At 67.5% G+C, this 26,817-nt stretch carries 23 protein-coding genes; 18 read left to right on the forward strand and 5 right to left on the reverse strand.

The annotated features are described in order from the left end of the window. The first annotated feature begins 25 nt into the window (after positions 1-25). From BST47_RS20715 to BST47_RS20740, 6 genes are all read left to right on the forward strand, one after another. On the forward strand, positions 26-2,887 hold the full coding sequence (locus BST47_RS20715) for an AfsR/SARP family transcriptional regulator (RefSeq protein WP_083127523.1): 2,862 nt from the start codon (positions 26-28) through the stop codon (positions 2,885-2,887). 483 nt (positions 2,888-3,370) lie between these two features. Continuing rightward, on the forward strand, positions 3,371-4,207 hold the full coding sequence (locus BST47_RS20720; protein ID WP_083127524.1) for a class I SAM-dependent methyltransferase: 837 nt from the start codon (positions 3,371-3,373) through the stop codon (positions 4,205-4,207). A gap of 92 nt (positions 4,208-4,299) precedes the next feature. Continuing rightward, positions 4,300-4,980: an energy-coupling factor ABC transporter permease gene (locus tag BST47_RS20725; RefSeq protein WP_083127628.1), complete on the forward strand. Its 681-nt coding sequence runs from the start codon at positions 4,300-4,302 to the stop codon at positions 4,978-4,980. Next, positions 4,977-5,327: a PDGLE domain-containing protein gene (locus tag BST47_RS20730; RefSeq protein WP_083127525.1), complete on the forward strand. Its 351-nt coding sequence runs from the start codon at positions 4,977-4,979 to the stop codon at positions 5,325-5,327. The genes BST47_RS20725 and BST47_RS20730 overlap by 4 nt, the downstream gene beginning before the upstream one ends. A 3-nt stretch (positions 5,328-5,330) precedes the next feature. Then, positions 5,331-6,104, forward strand: coding sequence for a cobalt ECF transporter T component CbiQ (gene cbiQ / locus BST47_RS20735; RefSeq protein WP_083127526.1), 774 nt, complete (start codon positions 5,331-5,333; stop codon positions 6,102-6,104). Then, on the forward strand, positions 6,089-6,835 hold the full coding sequence (locus BST47_RS20740; RefSeq protein WP_083127527.1) for an energy-coupling factor ABC transporter ATP-binding protein: 747 nt from the start codon (positions 6,089-6,091) through the stop codon (positions 6,833-6,835). The genes cbiQ and BST47_RS20740 overlap by 16 nt, the downstream gene beginning before the upstream one ends. A 36-nt stretch (positions 6,836-6,871) precedes the next feature. Here the strand turns inward: BST47_RS20740 and BST47_RS20745 are convergent, their stop codons facing one another. Genes BST47_RS20745 through BST47_RS20755 form a run of 3 tightly spaced genes read right to left on the reverse strand, consistent with a single transcriptional unit; the run spans position 6,872 to position 10,142 of the window. Beyond that, positions 6,872-7,720 carry a siderophore-interacting protein gene (locus tag BST47_RS20745; RefSeq protein ID WP_234809798.1) on the reverse strand — a complete coding sequence of 283 codons (849 nt, stop codon included), beginning with the start codon at positions 7,718-7,720 and terminating at the stop codon, positions 6,872-6,874. Next, entirely contained in the window at positions 7,717-9,132 is a 1,416-nt protein-coding gene (gene mtr / locus BST47_RS20750; RefSeq protein ID WP_083127528.1) for a mycothione reductase, read from the reverse strand. The genes BST47_RS20745 and mtr overlap by 4 nt, the downstream gene beginning before the upstream one ends. Then, positions 9,129-10,142 carry an alpha/beta hydrolase gene (locus tag BST47_RS20755; protein ID WP_083127529.1) on the reverse strand — a complete coding sequence of 338 codons (1,014 nt, stop codon included), beginning with the start codon at positions 10,140-10,142 and terminating at the stop codon, positions 9,129-9,131. Before BST47_RS20755 ends, mtr begins: the two co-directional genes overlap by 4 nt. A 180-nt stretch (positions 10,143-10,322) precedes the next feature. Here BST47_RS20755 and BST47_RS20760 point away from each other — a divergent pair, with 180 nt between their 5' ends. From BST47_RS20760 to BST47_RS20795, 8 genes are all read left to right on the forward strand, one after another. Beyond that, a complete protein-coding gene (locus BST47_RS20760; protein ID WP_083127530.1) occupies positions 10,323-10,769 on the forward strand; it encodes a GNAT family N-acetyltransferase in 447 nt (148 codons plus the stop codon). Then, a complete protein-coding gene (locus tag BST47_RS20765) occupies positions 10,766-12,595 on the forward strand; it encodes a magnesium chelatase subunit D family protein (protein WP_083127531.1) in 1,830 nt (609 codons plus the stop codon). Before BST47_RS20760 ends, BST47_RS20765 begins: the two co-directional genes overlap by 4 nt. Positions 12,596-12,634: 39 nt before the next feature. After that, positions 12,635-13,249 carry a cob(I)yrinic acid a,c-diamide adenosyltransferase gene (cobO, locus tag BST47_RS20770; RefSeq protein WP_083127532.1) on the forward strand — a complete coding sequence of 205 codons (615 nt, stop codon included), beginning with the start codon at positions 12,635-12,637 and terminating at the stop codon, positions 13,247-13,249. Beyond that, complete coding sequence (locus tag BST47_RS20775) at positions 13,243-14,625, forward strand: cobyrinic acid a,c-diamide synthase CobB (RefSeq protein ID WP_420094049.1); 1,383 nt, start codon at positions 13,243-13,245, stop codon at positions 14,623-14,625. Before cobO ends, BST47_RS20775 begins: the two co-directional genes overlap by 7 nt. A gap of 9 nt (positions 14,626-14,634) precedes the next feature. Next, positions 14,635-15,831: a uroporphyrinogen-III C-methyltransferase gene (cobA, locus tag BST47_RS20780; protein ID WP_083127534.1), complete on the forward strand. Its 1,197-nt coding sequence runs from the start codon at positions 14,635-14,637 to the stop codon at positions 15,829-15,831. Between the two features lie 107 nt (positions 15,832-15,938). Beyond that, positions 15,939-17,444 (forward strand): MFS transporter, encoded by a 1,506-nt coding sequence (locus BST47_RS20785; RefSeq protein ID WP_234809802.1) that lies wholly within the window; start codon positions 15,939-15,941, stop codon positions 17,442-17,444. Positions 17,445-17,522: 78 nt separating this feature from the next. Further along, entirely contained in the window at positions 17,523-19,025 is a 1,503-nt protein-coding gene (locus BST47_RS20790; RefSeq protein ID WP_083127536.1) for an MFS transporter, read from the forward strand. A 29-nt stretch (positions 19,026-19,054) separates the two neighbouring features. After that, on the forward strand, positions 19,055-20,797 hold the full coding sequence (locus BST47_RS20795) for a proline--tRNA ligase (protein WP_083127537.1): 1,743 nt from the start codon (positions 19,055-19,057) through the stop codon (positions 20,795-20,797). A 23-nt stretch (positions 20,798-20,820) separates the two neighbouring features. Here the strand turns inward: BST47_RS20795 and BST47_RS20800 are convergent, their stop codons facing one another. Both BST47_RS20800 and BST47_RS20805 read right to left on the reverse strand, forming a co-directional pair. Further along, entirely contained in the window at positions 20,821-21,330 is a 510-nt protein-coding gene (locus BST47_RS20800; protein ID WP_083127538.1) for a ferritin-like domain-containing protein, read from the reverse strand. Further along, positions 21,327-21,836, reverse strand: a complete 510-nt coding sequence (locus BST47_RS20805; protein WP_207568652.1) for a hypothetical protein — start codon at positions 21,834-21,836, stop codon at positions 21,327-21,329. Before BST47_RS20805 ends, BST47_RS20800 begins: the two co-directional genes overlap by 4 nt. Positions 21,837-21,982: 146 nt before the next feature. Here BST47_RS20805 and rimP point away from each other — a divergent pair, with 146 nt between their 5' ends. From rimP to infB, 4 genes are all read left to right on the forward strand, one after another. Continuing rightward, positions 21,983-22,522: a ribosome maturation factor RimP gene (rimP, locus tag BST47_RS20810; protein ID WP_083127539.1), complete on the forward strand. Its 540-nt coding sequence runs from the start codon at positions 21,983-21,985 to the stop codon at positions 22,520-22,522. After that, positions 22,519-23,520 carry a transcription termination factor NusA gene (gene nusA, locus BST47_RS20815; protein WP_083127540.1) on the forward strand — a complete coding sequence of 334 codons (1,002 nt, stop codon included), beginning with the start codon at positions 22,519-22,521 and terminating at the stop codon, positions 23,518-23,520. The genes rimP and nusA overlap by 4 nt, the downstream gene beginning before the upstream one ends. Before the next feature lie 74 nt (positions 23,521-23,594). Beyond that, positions 23,595-23,975 (forward strand): YlxR family protein, encoded by a 381-nt coding sequence (locus BST47_RS20820; RefSeq protein ID WP_083127541.1) that lies wholly within the window; start codon positions 23,595-23,597, stop codon positions 23,973-23,975. A 67-nt stretch (positions 23,976-24,042) separates the two neighbouring features. Further along, a complete protein-coding gene (infB, locus tag BST47_RS20825) occupies positions 24,043-26,787 on the forward strand; it encodes a translation initiation factor IF-2 (RefSeq protein WP_083127542.1) in 2,745 nt (914 codons plus the stop codon). Positions 26,788-26,817 lie beyond the last annotated feature (30 nt).

Below are 26,817 nucleotides of genomic sequence, written 5' to 3' on the forward strand. Positions count from 1 at the left end.
GGCGGTCTGCGGAAAGCTGTACCCCGTGACGGTGGAGTTCCGGCTGCTCGGCGACGTCGAGGTCCGACTCGACGGGCAGAAGCTCGACGTGGGCCACGCCCGCCAGCGCTGTGTTCTGGTCGCGCTCCTCGTCGACGTCAACCACGCTGTCACCGCGGATCAGCTCATCGACCGGGTGTGGGCGAGCGAGACGCCGTCCAGGTCCCGTAACGCACTGGCCGCCTATATATCGCGCTTGCGCCAGTCGCTCGGGGGCGCCGACGATGTGGCGATCGTGCGGAGTCCCGGTGGCTACGCCCTTCAGGCCGACCCGTTGACCGTTGACCTGTATCGCTTCAGGCGGTCGGTTGAAGCAGCCCGTGCACTGGCGGACCCCGCCGCATCGGCCACCGCATTCGACGCCGCACTGAAACTCTGGCGCGGTGAGCCTTTCACCGCACTGGACACCCCGTGGATGAACGATGTCCGGGACTCGATTCTGCTGGAGCGGTTTTCGGCGATGCTCGACCGCAACGACGCTGCGCTGCGTGCCGGTCGTCATACCCAACTGCTCGGCGAGCTGACGGCGGCCGCGCTGACTCATCCGCTTGACGAGCGGTTGGCCGGGCAGCTGATGCTCGCGCAATACCGCAGCGGCATACAAGGCGAAGCCCTTGAGACGTATCGGAACACGCGCGAAAGGCTCGTTGACGAACTCGGTGTCGATCCCAGCCCGTTGCTGCAATCGGTACACCAGCAAATCCTCGATGGTGAGCCGGCACTACCGGTGCGCGTCGCCACGCGCCCATGGGCGGGACTTCCGCGACGCACCACCAGCTTCGTCGGTCGGGGACGCGATATCTCGGACGTCTGCGCGGCGCTGGCCGACAGTCCGCTGGTGACACTGACCGGCGTCGGCGGAGTGGGGAAGACGCGATTGGCGCTGGAAGCGGCCGAGCGAGAACAGGCACGTTTCGCCGACGGTGTGTCGATCTGCGAACTGGCGCCGATCGAGGACGGATCGGCCGTGACACATGCGGTCGCGGCGGCGCTGCGCCTACAGCAGCAGCAGGGGCTCGGTATCGACGACACGGTCGTCGAGTACCTCCGCGCACACAACATGCTGCTGGTCATCGATAACTGCGAACACGTCCTGGAAGATGCGGCGCTGCTGCTCGACCGGATAACGGGCGAGTGCGCCGGGATCACGGTGCTGGCCACCAGCAGGGAAGCGCTCGGTCTTGCCGGGGAGCGCATCATTGCTGTCGAGCCACTACCCGTCGACGACGCGACGGAACTGTTCGCCGATCGGGCGAAGGCGACGCGGTCTGATTTCGACCTCGAACGCGAACCGGTCGGGGCGGTGGCCGAGATCTGCAGACGGCTCGATGGCCTGCCCTTGGCAATCGAATTGGCCGCGGCCCGGATGCGCGCGATGAGCAGCCTCGAGGTGGCCCGCCGGCTGGACCGTCTACGACTGCTGGCCGGCGGGGCGCGCGGCACCCATCCACGCCAGCAGAGCCTTTCGGCGACCATCGATTGGTCCTATCACCTTCTCTCAGAGCCCGAGCGGACCCTGTTCGCGCGGCTGTCGGTCTTTGCGGGCGGTTTCGACATCGAAGCCGCCCACGGCGTCTGCAGTGACGAGGGAGCCGACGAGGACGACACTCTCGAACTGCTGACGGGACTCATCGACAAGTCAATGGTCACCGCACGCGGAGGCACGCGAACTTCGCGGTACGGCATCCTGGAGACCCTGCGTGCATACGGTCGGGACCGCTTGCGGGACAGCAACCTTGATGCGCAACACGCGAAGCGTCATTCGGTCTACTTCACGGTGCTGGCCGAGCGTGCCGCTGCGGGCACCCAAGGGCGCGACGAGCAGATGTGGGTCGAGCGGATGCTGCCCGACTACGATAATCTGCGCACCGCGTTCGAGCATTTGATGGCGGCATCCGACCTCGACACCGCGCTACGGCTGGTCACGTCACTGCCCGAATTCGTCCATCTGCGAATAGGTTACGAGTCATCCGGCTGGGCCCAACGTCTCGTCGAGTTGGCCGACAGCAACCACCCTCTGTATGTCGCAGCCGTCGGTTTCGCCGCGCGGGGCGCGTGGAACCGCGGTGACTTCACCGCAGCGTTGTCGCTGGCCTCGCTTGCGCACGGACGAGTACCGGGGCGAGGTAACGGACGCGTCGCTTATCCGGGTGACGTGCTGGCCGACGTCGCTCTCTACCAGGGCGATGCGGCTACGGCCTTGGCGCACTACGACAGTGAGGTGACGCGCGCCCGCCGCGGTGACGATCCGATTCGATTGGTGTGGACGCTGTTCTACGTGTCGATCTGCCATGCCGCGATGCGCAACCCGCATGACGGCATCGATGCCGCGGAGGAATCTCTGCGAGTGGCAGAGGAAACCGCGAATCCGACGGCGCGGTCCATGGGGCGTTACGCCCTTGGTCTGGTGCTCAAGAAATCCGATCCGGACCGGGCGCTGGAATTGTTCGACAGCGCCGCCGAACTCGCCGCGTCGGTGCAGAACTTCTGGTGGCACGGGATCGCGTTGATGGAGGCGGCGGCTACCCGCGCGGTGCACGGCGATCCGGCGAGCGCGGCGCAGGCTCTCATCGAGGTGCTCGACCACTGGGACCGGGTGGGCGACTGGAGTCAGCAGTGGCTCAACGTGCGCTACGTCGCGCGCTTTCTGTCCCGGATGGGTGACCACGACGATGCGCTCGCCCTGCACCACGCGCTGGTCGCCGTCGGCAGGTTGTCGCCACTGGCCCCGGATCAGGTGATCGGTGAGCCGCCGCAGGAGCCGCTCAACCCCGCCGAGGCCGTCGCGCGGGCCCGCATGAGTCTTGTTCGCCGCGTCGCGCATGTGCCCCAGCCGCCGGCACCGTAGCTTTTCTGCCCCTGAGCTGGGCATTTCACGATCCTTCAACGTCTGCCGAACCCACCTTCGCGATGGTTGTGCCGTCAACAGTTCGCGGCACGAGCCGGCGGGCACAAGCAGAGGAAAAATCATGGGAAAACGCACAACGCTCAAACGAGCGATCACCGCCGGGCTCCTGTCGGCGACCATCGCAACACCGGCAGTCCTCGGACTCAACGCGGGTCCTGCCGCTGCCAGGCCTATTGAGAGCCCCAACTGTCGGGCCATCGCCCAGGCGGTCGACAGCAGCATTCATATGGCTCACCAAGCAGACCTTCAAGGCGACCAGGCGGCTCGGGACGGCCATCTCAGAGACGCTGCCCGCGCTCACGCGAATTACAACAGGAAGTGCCTGTAGACACCGTCGGGCCAGGCGGGTCTCAAACCTCCCGCCTGGTTCAGCACACGATGTTTCCGTCGGTTCGGGCACAAACCATTCAAGGAGAAGGAATTATGACCACCATCGAAGAACACGAATTGGACCGTCAGCTCAAGGCCAAGCACCGGGCGCTGTGGGCGTCGGGAGATTACGCGGCCGTCGCCGCGGAACTCATTCCCGCGCTGGGTGTCGAACTCGTCCGCGCGAGCGGCGTGAAGCAGGGTGACCACGTCCTGGACGTGGCCGCGGGCTCGGGTAACGCCGCCATTCCCGCCGCCGAGGCGGGCGCGATCGTCACGGCGAGCGATCTGACGCCGGAGCTGTTCGACGCCGGACGTGCCATTGCCACGCGCCGGGGGGTCGAGCTGGAATGGGTGGAAGCGGATGCGGAGGCTCTTCCGTTCGCCGACAACAGCTTCGACGCCGTCATCTCGTGTGTCGGTGTGATGTTCGCGCCGCACCACCAGGCGGCCGCCGACGAATTGGTCCGGGTCACCCGTCGTGGCGGCACGATCGCCTTGCTGAGCTGGACGCCCGAAGGGTTCATCGGCAACCTGTTCAAGACGATGAAGCCGTATGCCCCGCCGCCTCCGCCGGGAGCCAGCCCCGCCCCGTTGTGGGGTTCGGAGGACCACGTCCGCGAGTTGTTCGGAGATCGTGTCAGCGATCTGACCATGTGGCGGCAGACCGTGATGCTCGACCACTGCACCGAGCCCACGCATTTCCGGGAGTACTGGAAGAGCAACTACGGGCCGACGATCGCCGCATACAAGTTCAATGCGGACGCCCCCGACCGGATCGAGGCCCTCGATCGCGACTTCCTCGAGTTCCTCACCAGCTGGAACCGGGGTGACGATCAGCGCGCCGTCTGGGAGGCCGAATATCTGTTGACCACCGCGACCAAGCGTTAGGACGGTTGACACCCACACATGAACATCTGTTCAGCTAGACAGGTGTTCGGTGTGGGTTCTAGGCTCACCTGGTGGTTGTGAATACGGTCGCCATGCACATGAGCGACGGCATCGTCAACGCGCCGACATCGGTGATCTTCGGGTTCATCGCCGTGGCCGCCATCGGATTGTGCGCGGCGAAAGCACGCACCGAACTCGACGAACGCACGGTGCCGCTGGCCGGTCTCGTCGCGGCGTTCATCTTCGCCGTGCAGATGGTCAATTTCCCGATCCTGCCCGGCGTCAGCGGGCACCTGCTCGGCGGCGCACTGGCCGCGATCCTGGTCGGCCCCTACACCGGTGCGCTGTGCATCGCGATCGTCTTGATCGTGCAGTCGCTGCTGTTCGCCGACGGCGGGATCACCGCGTTGGGCACCAACATCACCAACATGGCCGTCGTCGGCGTCGCCATGGGGTACGGGACAGCCGTCGCGCTGTACGCGATCGCGCGGCGGCGCAAAGCCGATCTGCCGGTCCCCGCGCTCGGCGTCATCGCGTTCATCGCCGCAGTGATCGGAACGGTCTGCGCGGCAATGGCATTTGTCGTCGAATACGCCATCGGGGGCGCCGGCGCGACCTCGCTCGGCACAGTGACCGCCTACATGTTCGGCACGCACGTGCTGATCGGCGTCGGGGAAGGACTGATCACTGCTGTCACGGTGATGGCCGTGGCACGCTCGCGCCCCGACCTCGTCTATCTGATGCGCAGCGCCCGGACGGCGGTGCCGGCATGAAGCGATGGTCGTTCTGGCTTGCATTTGCGGCCGCCACCCTGCTGATCGCGGGGGTTGTCTCGTACTTCGCGAGTTCCAGCCCAGACGGGTTGGACTCCGCGACGCTGCAGGGCTGTGAGGTGACTGAAACTGTCGACGGTGAACGGCTCACCGGTGACTGCATCGCTCAACACGCGTCCGAGCACGCCCTGTCCACGTCACCGCTGGCCGACTACTCCATCGGCGGACAGGACGGCACCGGCGGGATCGCGGGCATCATCGGCGTCGTGGTCACCGTGGTGATCGCAGGCTCGGCCTTCTGGCTGATCGCACGAAGCCGACGGTCTGCCGGCGACGAGCAGTCCTGACGCATGGGTGCTGGCGCGCATCCGCTGTATCGCCACGACGAGTCGGCCGTACACCGGACACCCGCCGAGGTGAAGATCGTCTGTCTGCTGGTGTTCGTCCTCGCCGTCGTCGCCACGCCCCGGGAAATGTTCTGGCCGTTTGCGATATACGCCGTGATCATCGTCGCGACGTGGCGTCTCGCGCGGATACCGCTGCGGTGGGTGTTGCCGCGCATGCTGATCGAGGCGCCGTTTCTGGTGCTCGCCGTCCTCTTGCCGTTCGCCGAGGGCGGGCAGCGCATCGATGTTGCGGGACTGCAGCTTTCGGTAGCCGGACTGTGGGCGGCGTGGGGCATCGTCGTCAAGGGCACACTCGGTGTGGCGGCCGCGTTGACCCTCGCCGCGACCACATCCGCAACCGAGCTACCCGCCGCGCTGAGCCGGCTGGCAGTTCCCGCGGTGGTGACATCGGTGCTGGTGCTGATGATCCGTTACATCGACCTGCTCGCGGCTGAGGTGAGCCGTATGCGGATGGCCAGGATCGCGCGCGGTGACTCGCCGCGGGCGCTGCATCAGGCCCGCGCGGTCGCGACTGGCATCGGAGCGTTGTTCCTGCGCTCCTACGAACGCGGCGAGCGGGTGTACGCCTCGATGCTGTCACGTGGATTCGACGGTAGGGCACCGGATCTCGCGGTGATCGGCGCTCCACCGAGGGCGGTGGCGTCGCAGTGGGTGGTGGCGATGCTGCCGGCTGCCGCGGCGGTCGTCGTATCGGTGGCGGCGTGGGTGACGCTGTGAGCGCGATCCGCGTCGAGACGCTGCGCCACGTCTATCCGGACGGGCAGGTGGCCCTCGACGGCGTCGACCTCGAGGTGGCCGATGGCGAACGGGTCGCGGTGCTCGGCCCAAACGGGGCGGGCAAGACGACGTTGATGTTGCATCTCAACGGTGTGCTGACCGCGACGACCGGGTCGGTGCAGATCAGCGGAATCCCGCTGAACCGCAAGAGCCTTCACGACATCCGCAGGCGCGTCGGTTTGGTCTTCCAGGACCCCGACGACCAGTTGTTCATGCCGACGGTCGCGCAGGACGTCGCTTTCGGTCCGGCGAATTTCGGGCTGCGCGGTGAGGAGCTCGCCGCCCGGGTGGCGAGCGCGCTCGAGGTCGTGTCGTTGACCGAAGACGCCGAACGTAGTCCCACCCATCTGTCGGCGGGTCAGCGGCGCAGGGCGGCATTGGCCACCGTGCTGGCGTGCCAGCCGGACATCCTCGTGCTCGACGAGCCCTCGGCGAACCTGGACCCGGTGGCGCGGCGCGAACTGGCCGAGACGCTCTCGGGGCTGAACGCCACCATGTTGATCGTCACGCATGACCTGCCCTATGCGGCACAGCTGTGCGACCGGGCCGTGGTGATGGACGGTGGCGTCATCGTCGCGGACGGCGCGATCACCGACATTCTGTCCGATTCGGAATTGCTTGCCTCGCACCGCCTCGAGCTGCCGTGGGGCTTCTCGGTCAAAGGTCGTTGAGGCGACGGAACGTCGACCCTCGCAGGACGCCGCTGCTCAAAGCCCTAGCCGCTCCAGGGCATCGTCGAACTCCTCGAGCGCAACCTTCTCGCTCTTGCCTTCAGCGATCGCACGCTCGTAGATCGAGTACATCCGGGGTCCGTGGGCTGCGAAGCGTGCCGACCACGCCTGCGCATCACGTCGCCAGTAGCCGACCACGTCCAATTGATCTGCTGCCCAGCCATACTCGTGGCGCAGCAATTTGCGGACCTTGCGCGCCTCGGACGCCTCACCTGCGAACCAGCAGTATCCGAGGCCGCTCGCCGGGCAGTTTCGCGCGACCAGGCGCGCCAAAACGCTGTCCGTCAGACCGTTTCCGGTGCCGACGGAGCTGACGAGTCGCACCGTGGCGCGCTTGGGCAGGTAGTCGAGGTCGTCCTCGTCGGGCACCTCCACGATCGCGACCGTGTGGCTATGCGCGGGCTGTTCGATCAGCCGCGCGAGCGCGGGCAATCCGGCAAGGTCGGCGACGAGGACGTGGCGATCGGCATCACGTGGGGGCTGGAACCAGGATTTGGCGTGGGCGAGTTCGACACGGTCTCCGGGCGCGGCGCCGGTCGCCCACCGCATTCCCGCCGCGTCACCCCCGCGGGCGGTGCGATCACCGACGTGCAGGACGACGTCAACGGTGACGCGGCAGGCCGACGGGTCGTGCTCCCGGACGGAATAGGTCCGGGCCGCCCGACCGTCATCATCGGTTGTGCCGAAATAGATTCCGAGCGCTGTGTCCCCGAACCGTGGCAGCTGCAGGAGGCTCAGCTCGGGGGCATGGATGACCACCCGCTGCATATTCCGGCCCAACGGCGCCGACTGCACCACCGAGCCCGCCACCGCGGGGGCGGTCAATGGCGCTTGGACGGCGGCCAGGGCGGTTCGCCGCAGAGTGCCAGCAGTGCATTCTCGATCACTTCGGGCAGTGCGGGATGGATCCAGTACTGGCCGCGCGCCATGTCCTGTGCCGCCAGGTCGAAGTTCATCGCCTGGATCAGCGGCTGAATCAGCGACGACGCCTGGTGTCCCATGATGTGCGCGCCGAGTATCAGGCCGCTGTCGTCGTCGACGATGATCTTCGCGATGCCCGTCGTATCCTCCATGGCCCAGCCGTACGCGACGTCGCCGTAATCCTGAATCTTGACCTTGATATTCAAACCTTTTGCCCGCGCTTGGTTTTCAGTCAGCCCGACGCTCGCGATCTGCGGGTCGGTGAAGACGGCCGAGGGCACATTGCGATGGTCGGACGGCATGAGCGCGTCGGTGTCGTCCCAGTCCTGCAGGAGATTGTGTTTCACGCGGCGCGCCTCATGATTGGCCACATGCTTGAGCTGATAGTCCGACGACACGTCGCCGAGTGCGAACACGTTGCGCGCGGTGGTGCGCTGGAACTCGTCGACGACGACCTGTCCATTGGCATTGACCTTGACACCGGCCAATTCTGCGTCGAGCCGATCCCCGTTGGGAACGCGCCCAGTGGCGACGAGCAGCGCGTCGCCCCGCACCTTCGAGCCGTCCGTGCAGGTGATCTCGACACCGTCGCCGACGTTGTGCGCGTCGGCCAGCTCGTGGTGATTGCGGATCTCCCATTTCCTCGACGCGATGTCGGTGAACCGCATGGCGATATCGTCGTCGTGGCCGCGCAGCAGGGTGCTGCCGCGGATCATCAGCGTCACGTGGCTGCCGAGCGCCGAGAAGATATGGGCGAACTCGCAGGCGATGAAACCACCGCCGATGATGATCAAGTGCTCGGGCACGTCCGCGATACGCATGATGGTGTCGCTGGTGTGATAGCTCACCCCGCATGCCGTCACGGCGTCGGGCGCGATGGCTCTGGAGCCCGCCGCGATCACCACCTGATCGGCGGTGAATTCGTCGCCGTCGTCGGTGCGCAAGGCATAGCGGCCGTCGGGCTTCGATTTCGCGAAACGCGCGTGGCTACCGAAGACCTCGACGTTCGGTGAGGACCGCCGATAGTTCTCGCCGCCGTCTGCGATCGGATCGATGCGGCCGAACACTCGGGACACGATGTCTGGCCACCGCACCCCGTCGAGATGGGCGTCGATGCCGTAACGCGATGACTCCCTTACCTCTTGGGCGACACCGGCGGCGTAGACGAACATCTTGGTCGGGATGCAGCCAACGTTGAGACACGTCCCGCCGAACACGCCCTGTTCGCAGATCGCCACCCGTCGGTCGTGGTAGCGCTCATCGAGGATCGAGTTGCCCGAACCGGTTCCGATGATTGCGATGTCGAAGTGAGTCATCTGGTCACCCCTCGGTCGGGTTGCGTCGTCGACCCTGCGACGTGGGCGTCAAGCCAACGGTCCAATTCGTCGTAGGCGGCTTGGCGCGCTTCGGGAACGGAGAGAAACACGTCATGCTTGGCGTCGGTGATCGGCACGACGGTGCTCCGGTTGCCGATGCAGCCGGCCCAGCGGGCGATCTGGTTGACGTCGAGCACGGCGTCCCCGCGCTGGATGACGTCCGGGTCGGACACCTCGCGCACGCTGCGATCCGACCGCAGGATCAGGTTGGGCACACCGACGTCGAGCCCGCGGTGAAGTTTGGCGTGGCCGCGCCGGATGGCGTGGATCCAGCCGAACGTCACCGGGAATCCGCCGATGGGCTTCCATCTGAGGTCGTAGTCGAATTCGCCCGAGTAGTCGCGGTGCAGCGTCGAGCCGTAGCCACCCTCCGGGACCGGTGCGCGCACCACGGTCTTCTTGCGAACTCGGGACAGCGCCGCGATCGCCGCTCCGGTGGGAGCGGCGCGCAGGAACGCCGGACCCTGCAGATCCAGCCAGGGGCTGTTCAGCACCAACCCGCTGACACGGTTGCGCTGCGTCAATCCGTGACTGCGGAGGCGGTCCAGGAACAATGACACGATGAGCCCGCCCGCGGAGTGCCCGTAGACGAGCACGTCGGCCGACGTCTCGGTGTTGATAACGCCCAACGCGCGGATCAGCTCGTGGTCGTAGCGGGCCAGGTCGGTGGTGAAGTGAGGTGTCTGGCCCTCCCGCCACGATCGCCCGCATTTGTGCAGATCCAGCGCGTAGAACGCAAACCCGCGATCGGTCAGGTGATCCGCCAGTTCGGTGTGGAAGAAGTAGTCGGTGAAACCGTGTACCACCAGCACGGCACGGGTGGCCGACGGGTTGACGGCGCCGCGGCGCACCAGCGTGGCGACCAGCAGCCCTTCTCCGTCGGGGTCGGGCCCCAACTCGAACGTCTGTTGCCGGTAGCCAGCCAGCACATCCGCCGTCCACTCGGTCACCCAGATGAGCTTAGTCGTGGCTCGCGGCCCACCTGGGGCGACGGCCGGAGATGGCCGGGGCTAACCTGAAATCCGCCAGGCAGGACCAAACCGAGCATGGAGGATGATCGACCGGGTGGCTGACCCGCAGGTAGCCGTGGACTCGGTAGTCGAGGACCACGTGGGGGCGGTGAGCGCCCGATGACGGTCGCGCTACGCCGAAGCTGGGCCAAGGATCTGGACGCCGCGACGCTCTACGAACTGCTGAAGTTGCGCGTCGAGGTCTTCGTCGTCGAACAGGCCACCCCGTACCCGGAACTGGATGGGCGCGATCTGCTCACCGAGACCCGCCACTTCTGGCTCGAAAGGGCCGACGGAGAGGTCATCTGCACACTGCGGCTGATGGAAGAACATCCCGGCGGCCAGAAGGGCTTTCGCATCGGCCGCGTCTGCACCAAGCGAGAGGCGCGCGGCCAGGGGCACACCACCCGACTGCTGCAGGCGGCACTCGCCGAGGTCGGCGACTACCCGTGCCGCATCAACGCGCAGACCTACCTCGAGGAGATGTACGCCCACCACGGATTCGTCCGCGACGGGGCCGAATTCCTCGACGACGGCATCCCGCACGTCCCCATGGTCAAGTCATGACGGTCTACCCGTTCAGCGCGATCGTCGGCCATGACCGCCTGCGCCTGGCGCTGCTGCTGTGTGCGGTGCGCCCGGAGATCGGTGGCGTGCTGATCCGCGGCGAGAAAGGCACGGCGAAGTCGACTGCCGTGCGCGGCTTGGCCGAGGTGCTGGCCGCGGTGGACGGGGCCGCGCTGGTCGAATTGCCCATCGGGGCGACCGAGGACCGTGTCGTCGGCTCGATTGACCTGCAGAAGGTGCTGCGCGACGGTGAGCATGCGTTCTCGCCCGGGCTGCTGGCCCGTGCGCACGGCGGAGTTCTCTACGTCGACGAGGTCAATCTGCTGCACGACCACCTCGTCGACGTGCTTCTGGACGCCGCCGCGATGGGGCGGGTGCACGTCGAGCGCGACGGCGTCTCGCACAGCCACGACGCGCGGTTCGTACTTGTCGGGACCATGAATCCCGAAGAGGGCGAACTGCGCCCCCAGCTGCTCGACCGGTTCGGCCTCACCGTCGACGTGCACGCCTCCCGTGATGTCGATGTACGGGTCGAGGTCGTCCGGCAACGGATGGCTTTCGAGGCGGACCCGGCCGGGTTCGCCGAACTCTATGCCGAGGCCGACGCCGAACTGGTCGGCCGCATTGCCTCGGCGCGCGACAGATTGAGCTCGGTGACGTTGCCGGACAGCGAGTTACGGCGGATCGCAGCCCTCTGCGCGGCGTTCGACGTCGACGGTATGCGCGCTGATCTGGTGGTGGCCAGGACGGCGGTTGCGCACGCCGCGTGGCGCGGTGCCGACACGGTCGCCGAGGAAGACATCCGGGTGGCCGCCGAACTCGCGTTGCCGCACCGGCGACGTCGCGACCCGTTCGACGATCCCGGTCTGGATCCCGAACAGCTCGATGAAGCGATGCAACAGGCGGGGGAGTCTGCCGACCCGGACCCGGAGCCGGAGCCCGACCCACCCGGCGGCGGCGAGACCTCGCCCCGTGATTCATCGGATCAGGCTGCGCCACAGGGAAATTCGAGTTCATCCACTCAACCCAGCGCAGCGCCGTCCGCGGTGTTCCGCACCCGAACGCTCGTCGTCCCCGGCGTGGGCGACGGGGCGCCTGGACGCAGATCCCGGGCACGCAACCGCACGGGCACCGTCATCTCGTCGACCACACACGCAAACGAGGGACACGGACTGCACGTATTCGGGACGCTGCTCGCCGCGGCCGAACACCAGCGGGTGCCCGGGCGTCCGCGGCCCACGGTGGACGACGTGCGTCACGCCGTTCGGGAAGGGCGGGAAGGCAATCTGGTGATCTTCGTCGTAGACGCGTCGGGATCGATGGCCGCCCGCGACCGGATGTCGGCGGTCAGCGGAGCCGCGCTGTCGCTGTTGCGCGACGCGTATCAGCGGCGCGACAAGGTCGCCGTCATCACGTTCCGCCAGACCGATGCCCGGTTGCTGCTGCCGCCGACGACGTCGGTGCACATCGCGAGCCGCCGCCTGGCCCGTTTCGACACCGGCGGCAAAACTCCTTTGGCGCAAGGGCTGCTGGCCGCGCGTGACGTGGTGGTTCGGGAGAAGGCGCGGGACCGGGCACGCCGCAGTCTGGTGGTGGTGCTGACCGACGGCCGAGCCACCGGCGGTCCTGATCCGCTGGGACGCGCACGGGAGGCGGCCGCCCGGCTGGTGGCCGAAGGTGCGACCGCCGTGGTGGTCGACTGCGAGACTTCCTATGTGCGATTGGGTTTGGCCGAGCAACTGGCCGGCCACCTGGGTGCTCCCGCGGTGCGGCTGGCGCACCTGCGCGCGGATAACCTCACCGACGTCGTCCGCACCGCCGCCTAAGTTATGGGCCCACAACGAAGTTAGGGGAGGGAGGTACCCATGCCTCAGGGTCAACCGGCCACCGTCCCCGAGGACGGGCTGACCACCCGCGCTCGACGCAACGCCCCACTGCTCGCGGTGCACACCGGTGCAGGCAAGGGCAAGTCGACCGCCGCGTTCGGAATGGCGTTGCGGGCGTGGAATCAGGGCTTTTCCGTGGCGGTGTTCCAGTTCGTCAAGAGCGCCAAATGGAAGGTCGGCGAAGAGGCGGCCTTCGGCCAGCTGGGTCGGCTGCACGACGAGCACGGGGTCGGCGGCGCCGTCGAATGGCACAAGATGGGTGCGGGCTGGTCGTGGTCGCGTAAGCACGGCAACGAAGACGATCACGCGGCCGCCGCGGCCGACGGCTGGGCAGAGATCACCCGCCGCCTCGCCGAGGAACGCCACGACTTCTATGTGCTCGACGAGTTCACCTATCCGCTGAAGTGGGGCTGGATCGACGTCGACGGAGTGATCGAGGTGCTGACGCGAAGGCCCGGTACCCAGCATGTGGTCATCACCGGCCGCGACGCCCCGCAGAAACTGCTCGACGCCGCGGACCTCGTCACCGAGATGACCAAGGTCAAACACCCGATGGACGCCGGCCGCAAGGGCCAAAAGGGCATCGAATGGTGAGTACCCCCGCCGTGGTCATCGCCGCCCCGGCATCCGGCGGTGGAAAGACCACTGTGGCAACGGGTTTGATGGGTGCCCTACGGAAGGCGGGCTACTCCGTCGCGCCGTTCAAGGTCGGGCCCGACTTCATCGACCCCGGATACCACGCACTGGCCGCACAGCGCCCCGGCCGCAACCTCGACCCGGTGCTGGTCGGCGAACATCGCATCGGCCCGCTGTATCGGCATGGCAGCGCCGCGGCCGACATCGCAGTCGTCGAGGGCGTGATGGGCCTGTTCGACGGGCGGATCGCCGACGGCTTCACGGGCCTCGCCGAAGGGTCCACCGCGCACGTGGCGGCCCTGCTCGGTGCGCCGGTGATCCTGGTGGTCGACGCACGTGGCCAGAGTCACAGCGCCGCCGCACTGCTGCACGGCTTCTCGACGTTCGACTCGACGATCCGGGTTGCCGGCGTCATCCTCAACCGGGTCGGGTCAGCGCGCCACGAGGAGGTGCTGCGGCAGGCGTGTGAACACGCCGGGCTGACGGTGTTCGGCGCCATCCCGAGAGTCGACGAGTTATCCGTTCCGTCAAGACATCTCGGCCTCGTGACAGCCGTCGAGCACGGCATCCGGGCCCGTACCGCGGTGGCGGCGATGATCGGCCGCGTCGAACGTCACGTCGACCTGTCGGCGATCGCCGAGATCGCGGCCAGCCGAGTCGCCGACGAGCCCTGGGATCCCGCGGCCGGGGGTCCCGTCACCGAGGACGTGACGGTGGCGCTCGCCGCGGGCAAGGCGTTCAGCTTCGGTTACGCCGAGCACCGCGAACTGCTAGTGGGAAGCGGCGCCGACGTCGTGGAATTCGACCCGCTGACCGAACCGCTGCCGCCGCGGACCGCGGCACTCGTCCTACCCGGCGGCTTCCCGGAACAGTTCGGTACCGAACTGTCGGGCAATGCGGTTGTGCGGCAACAGATCAAGAGCCTCGCCGCATCCGGTGCACCGGTGCACGCCGAATGTGCCGGGCTGGCTTATCTGGTCGACGATCTCGACGGGCAGCCGATGTGTGGTGTGCTGTCCGGCTCGGCACACTTCACCGACCGCCTGACGCTGGGCTACCGCAACGCCGTCGCGGTAACCGAATCGCCGCTGTACGAAATCGGGGACCGTGCCGTCGGTCACGAATTCCATCGCACTGCAGTGGAATTCACCAAAGAATATGCACCAGCCTGGGTGTTCGGCGACCGCCCGGCCAACCGGACCGAAGACGGTGCGGTAGACGGCGGTGTGCACGCGAGCTACCTGCATACCCATCCGGCCGCACACCCGCAAGCGATATCGCGCTTCGTCGCCGCGGCGGAGTCGAGTTTCTACTCCAGCCACCACAACCTCTAAACTCGGCAGGTGACCGAGAACGCCTACCTCGTCGGCCTGCGCCTTGGTGGCAGGAAGGTCGTCGTCGTCGGAGGCGGCACCGTGGCGCAACGGCGGCTCCCGCTGCTGGTGGCCAATGGCGCCGACGTGCACGTCATCTCCCGCAGCGCCACTCCGGCGGTCGAGGCCATGGATGGAATCACGTTGGAACTCAGAGAGTTTCGTGACGGCGATCTGAACGGCGCCTGGTACGCGATCGCGGCGACCGACGATCCGGCCGTCAACGCCGCCGTCGTCGCCGAGGCCGAACGGAACCGGATCTTCTGTGTGCGGGCCGACGTCGCCCGCGAGGGCACCGCGGTGACCCCCGCCTCGTTCGAGTACGAAGGCCTGGCCGTCGGGGTGCTCGCAGGTGGAGACCACCGCCGGTCGGCGGCGATCCGGTCGGCTGTCCACGAGGCCCTGCAGCAGGGGCTCATCGCCGGCGAGACGCCGGGTGTGCTGCCCGGTGGGGTGGCGTTGGTCGGCGGCGGCCCCGGCGATCCCGAACTGATCACCGTGCGCGGCAGGCGCATGCTGGCCCAGGCCGACGTCGTCGTCGCAGACCGCCTGGCGCCGCCGGAACTGCTCGCCGAGCTCTCGCCGCATGTCGAGGTCATCGACGCCGCCAAGATCCCGTACGGGCGCGCCATGGCCCAGGACGCCATCAACGAGGTGCTCGTCGACCGGGCCAGGGCCGGCAAGTTCGTGGTGCGGCTCAAGGGCGGCGATCCGTTCGTGTTCGCGCGGGGCTACGAAGAGGTGATCGCGTGTGCCGACGCGGGGATTCCCGTCACAGTCGTGCCGGGTGTGACAAGTGCCATAGCGGTGCCCGCGCTGGCGGGCGTTCCCGTCACTCATCGAGGGGTCACCCACGAGTTCGTCGTGGTCAGCGGGCATGTTGCGCCTGACCACCCCGAATCGTTAGTGAATTGGAATGCGCTGGCCCAGATGTCGGGCACGATTGTGCTGCTGATGGCCGTCGAGCGCATCGAGCAGTTCGCCAAGGCGCTGCTGGACGGTGGGCGACCTGCAGAAACGCCGGTCCTGGTCGTACAGCACGGCACCACGGCAGCGCAGCGGACCCTGCGAGCCACCCTCGGCGACGCCGCCGAACGCATCCGCGAAGACGGCGTGCGCCCCCCGGCGATCATCGTGATCGGCCCCGTGGCGGCCTTCGGCGGTTAAAGGATTCTTAAGATTACTGTAAGGTAACCCGCATGACGGCTCTCAATGACGCCGAGCGGGCAGCCATGTTTCGCGACGCCGAAGGTGGGGCAAACCGGTCGTTACCTATGAATGTGGGCTACCCCGGCCAGGAGCGAACCGGCAGGTACCCGGCTTGGCTGCCTTCGCGGCGGTTCATCGCCGCGGTCATCGCGATCGGTGGCATGCAGCTGCTTGCCACCATGGACAGCACCGTCGCGATCGTCGCGCTTCCTAAGATCCAAGACGAGCTAAGCCTCTCCGACGCTGGTCGCAGCTGGGTTATCACCGCATACGTTCTGACGTTCGGCGGGCTGATGCTGCTCGGTGGCCGCCTCGGCGACGTCATCGGGCGCAAGCGCACCTTCATCGTCGGCGTCGCGCTGTTCACCATCGCCTCGGTGCTGTGCGGTCTCGCCTGGAACGAGGCGACCCTGGTCACCGCCCGGTTGCTGCAGGGTGTGGGCGCGGCGATCGCGTCGCCGACCGCTCTGGCGCTGATCGCGACCACGTTCCCGAAGGGACCCGCGCGCAACGCCGCGACCGCGATCTTCGCCGCCATGACGGGCATCGGATCCGTCATGGGCCTCATCGTCGGCGGCGCGCTGACCGAGGTGTCCTGGCGCTGGGCATTCCTCATCAACATCCCCATCGGGCTGCTGATGATCCACCTGGCCCGCAGGACGCTGCGCGAAACGCACCGTGAGCGGCTGAAGCTCGACGCCACCGGCGCGATCCTGGCCACGCTCGGCTGCACCGCCGCGGTGTTCGCGTTCTCGATGGGGCCCGAGCAGGGCTGGGTGTCGCCGCTGACCGTCGGCTCCGGTCTGGCCGCTTGCACGTTCCTGCTGGCGTTCGTCTACGTCGAGCGCACCGCCGAGAACCCGGTGATGCCGCTGGAACTGTTCAAGGACCGCAACCGCGTTGCGACGTTCGCCGCGGTGTTCCTGGCCGGCGGAGTGATGTTCACGCTGACCGTGCTGATCGGTCTGTACGTCCAGGACGTGATGGGCTACAGCCCGCTGAGGGCAGGCGTCGGGTTCATCCCGTTCGTGGTCGCGCTCGGGATCGGCCTCGGCGTGTCGTCGCAGCTGGTGCAGAAGTTCCCGCCGCGGTGGCTGGTGATCGCCGGCGGTGTTCTGGTGCTCGGTGCGATGATCTACGGCTCCACGCTGGATGCCAACATCCCGTACTTCCCGAACCTGGTCATCCCGATCACGATCGGTGGCTTGGGCATCGGGATGATCGTGGTCCCGCTGATGCTGTCGGCGATCGCCGGCGTCGGCTTCGACCAGATCGGCCCGGTGTCGGCGATCGCGCTGATGCTGCAGAACCTCGGCGGTCCGGTCGTGCTGGCCATCATCCAGGCCGTCATCACGTCGCGCACCCTCTACCTGGGCGGTACCAACGGCCCGGTCAAGGACATGGACGCCGCGCAGTTGCACGCCCTGGATCAGGGCTATACCTACGGTCTGCTGTGGGTCGCCGCGGTCGCGGTGATCGTCGGCGCCGTCGCCCTGTTCATCGGCTACAACGCCTCGCAGGTGGCGCACGCGCAGGAAGTCAAGGACGCGATCGACCAGGGCGAGCTCTAGAGCTGTGACTTCGGTGTAGTTGGTCGCGCACACCGCAACTGACTCCACCCGATTCTCCGGTCGGTAGGCTGGCAAGCCATGTCTGCGGTGGGCGGTTCCTCAGGGTCGGACCGGGCCACCAAACCGCTGTCGTCATCGGTGCTGGGCCCGGCGATCATCGCGATCACCGGCATGCAGCTCATGTCGACGCTCGACGGCACCATCGTCATCGTCGCGCTGCCTCGAATGCAGGCCGATCTCGGCCTCTCCGACCCCGGCAAGAGCTGGGTCATCACCGCATACGTCCTCGCCTTCGGTGGGCTGCTGCTGCTCGGCGGGCGCATCGGCGACGCCATCGGCCACAAACGCGCGTTCCTGTCCGGCGTCGGCGTGTTCACAATCGCGTCGTTGGTGTGCGGGCTGTCCACCGACGGCGTCACGCTGATCGTCGCGCGTGCGGTGCAGGGCACCGGTGCGGCGATCGCCGCACCGACGGGCCTGGCCCTGATTGCGACGACGTACGCGGTCGGGCAGGCCCGTAATCGCGCGATGGCGGTGTCGGCCGCGATGCAGGGCATCGGTTCGGTCCTGGGGCTAGTGCTCGGCGGCGCCTTGACCGTCGTCTCGTGGCGACTGGCGTTCCTGATCAACATTCCGATCGGCATCGTGATCATCATCGTCGCCGTCCTGAAGGTCAACGAGACGCATCACGAACGGCTGAAGCTCGATGTCACCGGCGCCATCCTGGCCACCCTGGGTTGCACCTCGGCGGTCCTGGTGTTCACGCAGGGCCCACCGCGAGGCTGGGTCGACCCGTGGGTGATCGGCGCGGGCGTCGCCTCGGCGATCTTCTTCATCGCGTTCCTGATCGTCGAGCGCCAGGCCGACCACCCGATCGTGCCGTTCTCGGTGTTCGACAACCGCAACCGGGTGATGACCTTCATCTCGCTGTTCCTCGCGGGCGGCGTCATGTTGACGCTCAGCGTGATGGTCGGCCTGCTCGTGCAGGATGTGCTCGGCTACTCACCGTTGCGCGCGGGCGTGAGTTTCATCCCGTTTGCGATCGCGTTCGGCATCGGCAGCATCGTGGCGGCCAAGTTCGCGCCACATGTCGCGCCGCGCTGGCTGATCCTCGGCGGCGGGTTGTTCGTGCTCGTCGCCATGCTCTACGGCTCGACGCTGGACCGCGACGTCCCGTACTTTCCGGACCTGTTCGGACTCGTCATCGTCGGTGGCTTCGGCATCGGCGCGATCGCGGTGATCCTGCCGTTGTGTGCGATCGCCGGGGTGGGACCGAAGGAGATCGGCCCGGTGTCGTCGATCACGCTGATGGTGCAGAACCTCGGCGGTCCAGTGGTCCTGGTCGTGATCCAGGCCGTGCAGACCTCCCGCACGCTCTATCTCGGCGGTACGACGGGTCCGGTCAAGGACATGACGCCCGCGCAGCTTGATGCGCTGGGCTACGGCTACACCTACTCGTTGCTCTGGGTCGCAGGCGTTGCGGTGATCGTCGGCGTCACGGCGTTCTGGATCGGATTCTCGGCACGTCAGATCGCGGCCGCTCAGCACACCCGCGAGGCGGTCGAGGCGGGCGAGCTCTAAGGGCGCGCCGGTCAGTAAGGTTGGCGGCTGTGATCACCCGCATGTCGCAGCTGTTCCTGCGCACCCTGCGTGACAACCCGGCCGACGCCGAGGTTGCCAGCCACAAGTTGTTGATCCGGGCGGGCTACGTCCGCCCGATCGGCCCCGGGCTGTACAGCTGGCTGCCGCTGGGTCTGCGCGTGCTGCGCAAGATCGAGGCGGTCGTCCGCACCGAGATGAACCGTATCGGCGGGCAGGAGATTCTGTTCCCCGCGCTGCTGCCCAAGGCGCCCTACGAGGTCACGAATCGCTGGACCGAATACGGCGACGGCGTCTTCCGGCTGCAGGACCGCAGGCGCAACGACTACATGCTGGGGCCGACGCACGAAGAGTTCTTCACCATGACGGTGAAGGGGGAGTACAGCAGCTACAAGGATTTCCCGCTGCTGCTGTTCCAGATCCAGACGAAGTATCGCGACGAGGCGCGCCCGCGGGCCGGCATCCTGCGGGGGCGTGAGTTCGTCATGAAGGATTCGTATTCGTTCGACGTCGACGACGACGGACTGCGGGCGCAGTATCAGGCGCATCGCGCTGCGTACCAACGCATCTTCGACACGCTGGGCGTGGAGTACGTGATCGTCTCGGCGGTGTCCGGCGCCATGGGCGGCAGTGCGTCCGAGGAGTTCCTGGCCGAAAGCGACATCGGCGAGGACACGTTCGTGCGCTGCGATGAATCCGGCTATGCCGCCAACGTGGAGGCCGTCACGACGGCAGTCCCGGACGCGCTGCCGATCGAGGGTCAGCCCGACGCCAGGGTGTACGACACCCCGGACACGCCCACGATCGCGACGCTCGTCGCTTGGGCCAACTCGGTGTTGGACCGCGAGGTCACCGCCGCGGACACGCTCAAGAACGTGATGCTGAAGACCCGGGTGCCCGGTGGTGACTGGGAGCTGCTGGCCGTCGGCGTGCCCGGCGATCGCGAGGTCGACGACAAGCGGTTGGGCGCCGCGCTGGAACCGGCCGAGTACGCGCTGCTCGACGACGCCGACTTCGCCAAGCACCCATTCCTGGTCAAAGGCTATATCGGCCCGAAAGCGTTGCTGGCCAACAAAGTTCGTTTCCTGGTCGACCCGAGGGTGGTCGACGGCACGTCGTGGATCACCGGCGCCGACGAACCGGGAAAGCACGTGGTGGGCCTGGTCGCCGGACGGGACTTCGTCGCCGACGGCACGATCGAGGCGGCCGAGGTGCGCGACGGTGATCCGTCACCCGACGGTGCAGGACCCCTGGTGTCGGCCCGCGGAATCGAGATCGGCCACATCTTCCAGTTGGGCCGCAAGTACACCGATGCGTTCGAGGCCGATGTGCTCGGCGAGAACGGAAAGCCGGTGCGCCTGACCATGGGGTCCTACGGCATCGGGGTGTCGCGGCTGGTCGCGGTGATCGCGGAACAGCACCACGACGAGCTGGGACTGCGCTGGCCGTCGTCGGTGTCCCCGTTCGACCTGCACGTCGTCATCGCCAACAAGGACGACGCCGCCCGCGCCGGCGCCGAAGAGCTGGCCACCGCGTTGGACGCCCAAGGTCTGGAGGTGCTGCTCGATGACCGGAAAGCCTCACCTGGAATCAAATTCAAGGACGCCGAGCTACTCGGTGTGCCGTGGATCGTGGTGGTCGGCCGCGGCTGGGCCGACGGCGTCGTGGAGTTGCGCAACCGATTAACCGGCGAAAACCGGGAAATCCCAATCGAAAACGCGGCCACTGACATCTGGACGGCACTGCGAACCTGAGTGCTCTGCGCGCCGGGTCGGGTCTATTCAGAGCCGCCGGGGAAGGCGACGGTGATCGGCGTCGTGCCCAGAGCGCGGGTCCATCGTGCCGCCCTGACGGCGCAATCCGTCAGCGCGCCCACCGCGAACGCGCGCTCCTTCTCGTCGGTGGCCTGTTCCACGACGGCCCGCCAGGCGACCGCGGAGTCTTCCTCCATTCGCACCGCGAGATTGGCCGCATCGGTGGGGTTGTCCACCTCCATCGGCAACTCGTACCCTGCCGCGGGCAGCGGGGCGTCCACGGAACGCCCCTGCAGCATCGCCAACGCCTCTTCGCGCTGTTGGCGGTGCGCGGCCATCGACGACGACACGAGATAGTTCAGGTCGGGGACGGAATGAGCCGACACGATCCCGTAGCCGTAGATCGACGCCTGCGCGGTCGCGATCGCGTCGAACAGCGCGGCGTCGGCGGCGTTCTGCGGCCGCGACGGGCTGGTGGGTTCGGCGGCCCGCGACGACGTCGTCGTCGAGGGTGTCGGTTCGGGGGACGTCATCGCGCGCTCCCCGGCGGAACCAGTGCCACGGTGTAGGCCGCGGTGCATGCCGCGGCGATCGAGCCCAACAGGCCGGCTCGGTAACCCGACATCTTGGTCGCCAGCTCGGTCGCGCTGGCCGCGGACTGCGTCAGCGCGGAGATGACGTCCTTCACAGTCGGGGCAGCGGACGGCGCTGCCGTCGTGCTGGTCGGGGTGGCGGTGGGCGCATCCGTCCCGCGCATCCTGACCAGTTCGTCGGTCAGCGCCTGGGCGTGCGCCGCTCGCTCGGACGCGACGGCGTTCAAGGCCTCGACGATGTCGCCGCGTGCGGCGGCCGCCGCGTCGGTGGCCAATTGGCTGTCGGTGCGGGCCCGTTCGAGTTGGGCGGCCAGCTCGTCGACCTCGGGAGGCGGTTCCGACGAACCGCATGCGGCCACCGACGCGCCGATCAATGCCAAGGCCGCCGTACCGATCAGCACTCGCCGCCTGCTGACGGTCGGGTTCGGGCTCGGCACGTGCAACATCTTGCCATTGCAGCGACCGCCGACGCCCACCGCGCTTTTGCCGGTTGCCGCGGCGGCGCTGGCGTATCGTTGAAAGGCGGTTTCAGTGTCCAAGTGCCAGGACACGCCGAACCTGTGTCCGAACAATTCAAGATGAGGAGCTCGCCGTGACAGAGCGGTCTGCGGGATTACCTTCGCAGCAGCAGGTCATCGAGCTGCTTGGTGGCGAATTCGCGCGCGCAGGCTACGACATCGAAGACGTCACTATTGACGCCGCCGCACGTCCGCCCCGCATCACGGTGGTGGCCGATAGCGACGACGGTCTGAATCTGGATTCGGCCGCCGCACTGTCACGGTCCGCATCCGAACTCTTGGACCGGGTCGACGGCGACGCGACGCCATACGTCCTCGAGGTCACGTCGCCAGGAGTGGACCGCCCGCTGACCACCGAGAAGCACTTCCGCCGCGCGCGCGGCCGCAAGGTCGAGCTGACGCTCGCCGATGGTGCCGAATTGACTGGCAGATTAGCTGAAACCAGCGATGGCACCGTGCGATTGGTGATACGTAAAGGGCGTGGTGCCGATCTGTCGGTCCGTGAGCTGTCGATGGAAGACATCGCCAAAGCGGTTGTACAGGTTGAGTTTTCACCTCCGAACAAGCGTGAGTTGGAGCTGACCGGTCAAGCTGGGAAGGGGGGCCCGCGGTGAACATCGACATGGCGGCATTGCACGCCATTGAGGCTGACAAAGGGATTTCGGTCGACGTCGTCGTCGAGACCATCAAGTCGGCGCTGCTGACGGCATACCGCCACACCGAGGGGCACGAGGCGGACGCGCGCATCGAGATCGACCGCAAGACTGGCGTCGTGCAGGTGCTCGCGCGAGAAACCGACGAGGACGGCAACGTCATCTCCGAATGGGACGACACGCCAGAGGGTTTCGGCCGTATCGCGGCGACCACCGCGCGTCAGGTGATCCTGCAGCGGTTGCGCGATGCCGAGAACGAGAAGAATTACGGCGAGTTCTCGGCCCGCGAGGGTGACATCGTCGCCGGTGTCATCCAGCGCGATGCCCGAGCCAATGCGCGAGGCCTCGTCGTCGTCCGCATGGGCAGTGAGACCAAGGGATCCGAAGGCGTCATCCCGTCGGCCGAACAGGTGCCGGGGGAGCGCTACGAACACGGCGACCGCCTGCGTTGCTATGTCGTCGGCGTCACCCGCGGCGCACGCGAGCCGTTGATCACGCTGTCGCGCACCCACCCCAACCTGGTGCGCAAGTTGTTCTCGCTGGAGGTCCCCGAGATCGCCGAAGGGTCGGTCGAGATCGTGGCGGTCGCCCGCGAGGCCGGCCACCGGTCCAAGATCGCGGTGACGTCGCGGGTGCCGGGGCTCAACGCCAAGGGCGCCTGCATCGGTCCCATGGGCCAGCGGGTACGCAACGTGATGAGCGAGCTGTCCGGCGAGAAGATCGACATCATCGACTTCGACCCCGACCCGGCGAAGTTCGTGGCCAACGCGCTCTCGCCGGCCAAGGTCGTGTCGGTGAGCGTCATCGACGAGGCCGCTCGCGCCGCCCGCGTCGTCGTGCCGGATTTCCAGCTGTCGCTCGCGATCGGCAAGGAAGGGCAAAACGCTCGGCTCGCGGCCCGGCTGACGGGTTGGCGTATCGACATCCGCAGCGATGCAGAGGCCGTACCGGCTGGATGACCCGCCGTTGGTGCCGCGACCGATCGGCACGGACGCCATTTAGGTGCATCGACCAGGTATGGCTAGACTGAACCGTGATCCAGCGCGAGACTCCGGCTTCGCCGCATAAACGACCAGAGGGACCGGTCCGTACGTGCGTCGGCTGCCGGAAGCGAGAGCTGGCCGTCGAACTGCTTCGTGTAGTGGCTGCGGACGGCGGGAATGGCGACTGTGCCGTGACCGTTGACACCGCCAGAAAGCTGCCGGGGCGGGGTGCCTGGTTGCATCCCGATCCGCAGTGTCTAGACGCAGCAATCCGACGGCGAGCATTCGTCCGAGCGTTACGGATCACCGGTTCACCGGACACCACCGCGGTGCAAGAGCACTTGAGCGCAGTTCGAGGCGCTGAAGTGGCCGCGCACCAAGGCGACAGGACAGGTAGCGAAGAACATGAGCACACCGTGAAGTCTCGATGACCATGCGTCATAGCTAACCCGAGGCGCGGCGCCGACCACCGCTGCCGCCTCCTAGACAGGAGTTGTAGTGGCAGGTAAGGCCCGTGTACACGAGTTGGCAAAAGAGCTCGGTGTCACCAGTAAGGAAGTTCTCGCCCGCCTGAGCGATCAGGGCGAATTCGTCAAATCCGCGTCCTCCACTGTGGAGGCCCCCGTTGCGCGCCGGTTGCGCGAATCCTTCGGCGGCGGCAAACCCGCCGCGGAAAAGGCCCCGGCAAGTGGCAATGGTTCGTCGGCCGGCGCGCCGGCCAAGCCCGCCGCGACGACCGCAAAGCCCGGCGCTCCCAAGCCGGCGGCGCCTGCGCCTCCGCCCGCGCCCGCAGCACCCGCGGAGCCTGCGGCACCCCCGGCAGCCGCTGCGACGCCGCAACCCGCGGCCCCGCCGGCCGCACCCCCCGCTCAGCCTGGCCCGACCCCGGGTGCGACGCCCGGTCCGCGGCCAGGCCCGGCGCCCAAGCCCGCCGCGCGGGCCCCGCGCGTCGGCAACAATCCTTTCTCGTCCCAGACGCCGGTCGAGCGGCCGGCTCCGCGTCCGCAGGCACCCCGTCCGGGTGCCCCGCGGCCAGGGGCTCCTCGCCCGGGCATGTCGCCGGGCAATATGCCGCCGCGTCCGGCCGGACCCCGGCCAGGTGTCGGCGCCGGCGGCGGTCGCCCCGGCGGCCCGCGTCCCGGTCCAGGTGGCCGTGGTCCCGGCGGCGGCGCCGGTGGCGGTCGCCCCGGCGGTCCTGGTGGCGGCGGCGGTGGTGGTAACTACCGCGGCGGTGGCGCCGGGGGTGGCGGCGGCGCGCCCGCGGGCGGCGGCGGCGGTTTCCGCGGTCGTCCCGGTGGCGGTGGCCGTCCCGGGCAGCGCGGTGGAGCCGCAGGTGCCTTCGGCCGTCCCGGCGGTGCGCCCAAGCGAGGACGCAAGTCGAAGCGGGCGAAACGCGCCGAATACGAGAACATGCAGGCGCCCGTCGTCGGTGGCGTGCGGTTGCCGCACGGCAATGGCGAGACCATCCGGTTGGCTCGCGGTGCTTCGCTGGTGGACTTCGCCGAGAAGATCGACGCGAACCCGGCAGCCCTGGTGCAGGCGCTGTTCAACCTCGGCGAGATGGTGACCGCGACGCAGTCCGTCGGCGACGAGACGCTCGAACTGCTCGGCGGCGAGATGAACTACGTCGTGCAGGTCGTGTCCCCGGAGGACGAGGACCGCGAACTGCTGGAGTCCTTCGACCTCACCTACGGCGAGGACGAAGGCGGCGAGGACGATCTCGAGCAGCGGCCTCCGGTCGTCACCGTCATGGGTCACGTCGACCACGGCAAGACCCGACTGCTCGACACCATCCGTAACGCCAGCGTGCGTGAGGGCGAGGCCGGCGGCATCACCCAGCACATCGGCGCTTACCAGGTTGCCGTCGAACACGACGGCAGCGAACGTCCGATCACCTTCATCGACACCCCGGGCCACGAGGCGTTCACCGCCATGCGTGCGCGCGGTGCGAAGGCCACCGACATCGCGATCCTGGTCGTCGCGGCCGACGACGGCGTCATGCCGCAGACGGTGGAGGCCATCAACCACGCACAAGCGGCCGACGTGCCGATTGTGGTGGCGGTCAACAAGATCGACAAAGAGGGCGCCGACCCGTCCAAGATCCGGGCCCAGCTCACCGAGTACAACCTGGTGGCTGAGGACTTCGGTGGCGACACGATGTTCGTCGACATCTCGGCGAAGCAGGGCACGAACATCCAGGCGCTGCTCGAGGCGGTGCTGCTGACCGCAGATGCCGCACTCGACCTGCGGGCGAACCCCGATATGGAAGCCCAGGGTGTGGCCATCGAGGCGCACCTGGACCGCGGTCGCGGACCGGTTGCCACGGTGCTCATCCAGCGCGGCACGCTGCGCGTCGGTGACTCGATCGTGGCCGGCGACGCGTATGGCCGCGTCCGGCGCATGGTCGACGAACACGGCGCGGATGTCGAAGAGGCGCTGCCGTCACGCCCGGTGCAGGTTGTCGGGTTCACGTCGGTGCCCGGCGCCGGTGACAACCTGCTTGTCGTCGACGAGGACCGCATCGCCCGGCAGATCGCCGACCGGCGCAGCGCGCGCAAGCGCAACGCACTGGCCGCGCGCACGCGCAAGCGGATCAGCCTGGACGATCTCGATGCAGCGTTGAAGGAGACGTCGCAGCTGAACTTGATCCTCAAGGGCGACAACTCCGGCACCGTCGAGGCGCTGGAAGAGGCCCTGCTGGGTATCGAGATCGACGACGAGGTCGAGCTGCGTGTCATCGACCGCGGCGTCGGTGGTGTCACCGAGACCAACGTCAACCTGGCGTCGGCTTCGGATGCGATCATCATCGGCTTCAACGTCCGTGCCGAGGGCAAGGCCACCGAGCTGGCCAACCGCGAGGGCGTCGACATCCGGTACTACTCGGTGATCTACCAGGCCATCGACGAGATCCAGAGTGCGCTCAAAGGCATGCTCAAACCGGTCTACGAGGAGAAGGAGCTCGGCCGCGCCGAGATCCGCGCGATCTTCCGTTCGTCGAAGGTCGGCAACATCGCCGGTTGCCTCGTCACCTCCGGTCTCATCCGGCGCAACGCGAAGGCGCGACTGCTTCGCGACAACGTCGTGGTGGCCGAGACCGTCACGATCTCGTCGTTGCGACGGGAGAAGGACGACGTCACCGAGGTGCGCGACGGCTACGAGTGTGGTCTCACGCTGACGTACTCCGACATCAAGGAAGGCGACGTGATCGAGGCGTACGAGCTCGTCGAGAAGGAACGCACGTGATGAGCCGCTCAGGCGAAGAACAGAGGGCCT

The organism is Mycolicibacterium tusciae (assembly GCF_002086795.1).
Classification (GTDB): Bacteria; Actinomycetota; Actinomycetes; order Mycobacteriales; family Mycobacteriaceae; genus Mycobacterium; species Mycobacterium tusciae.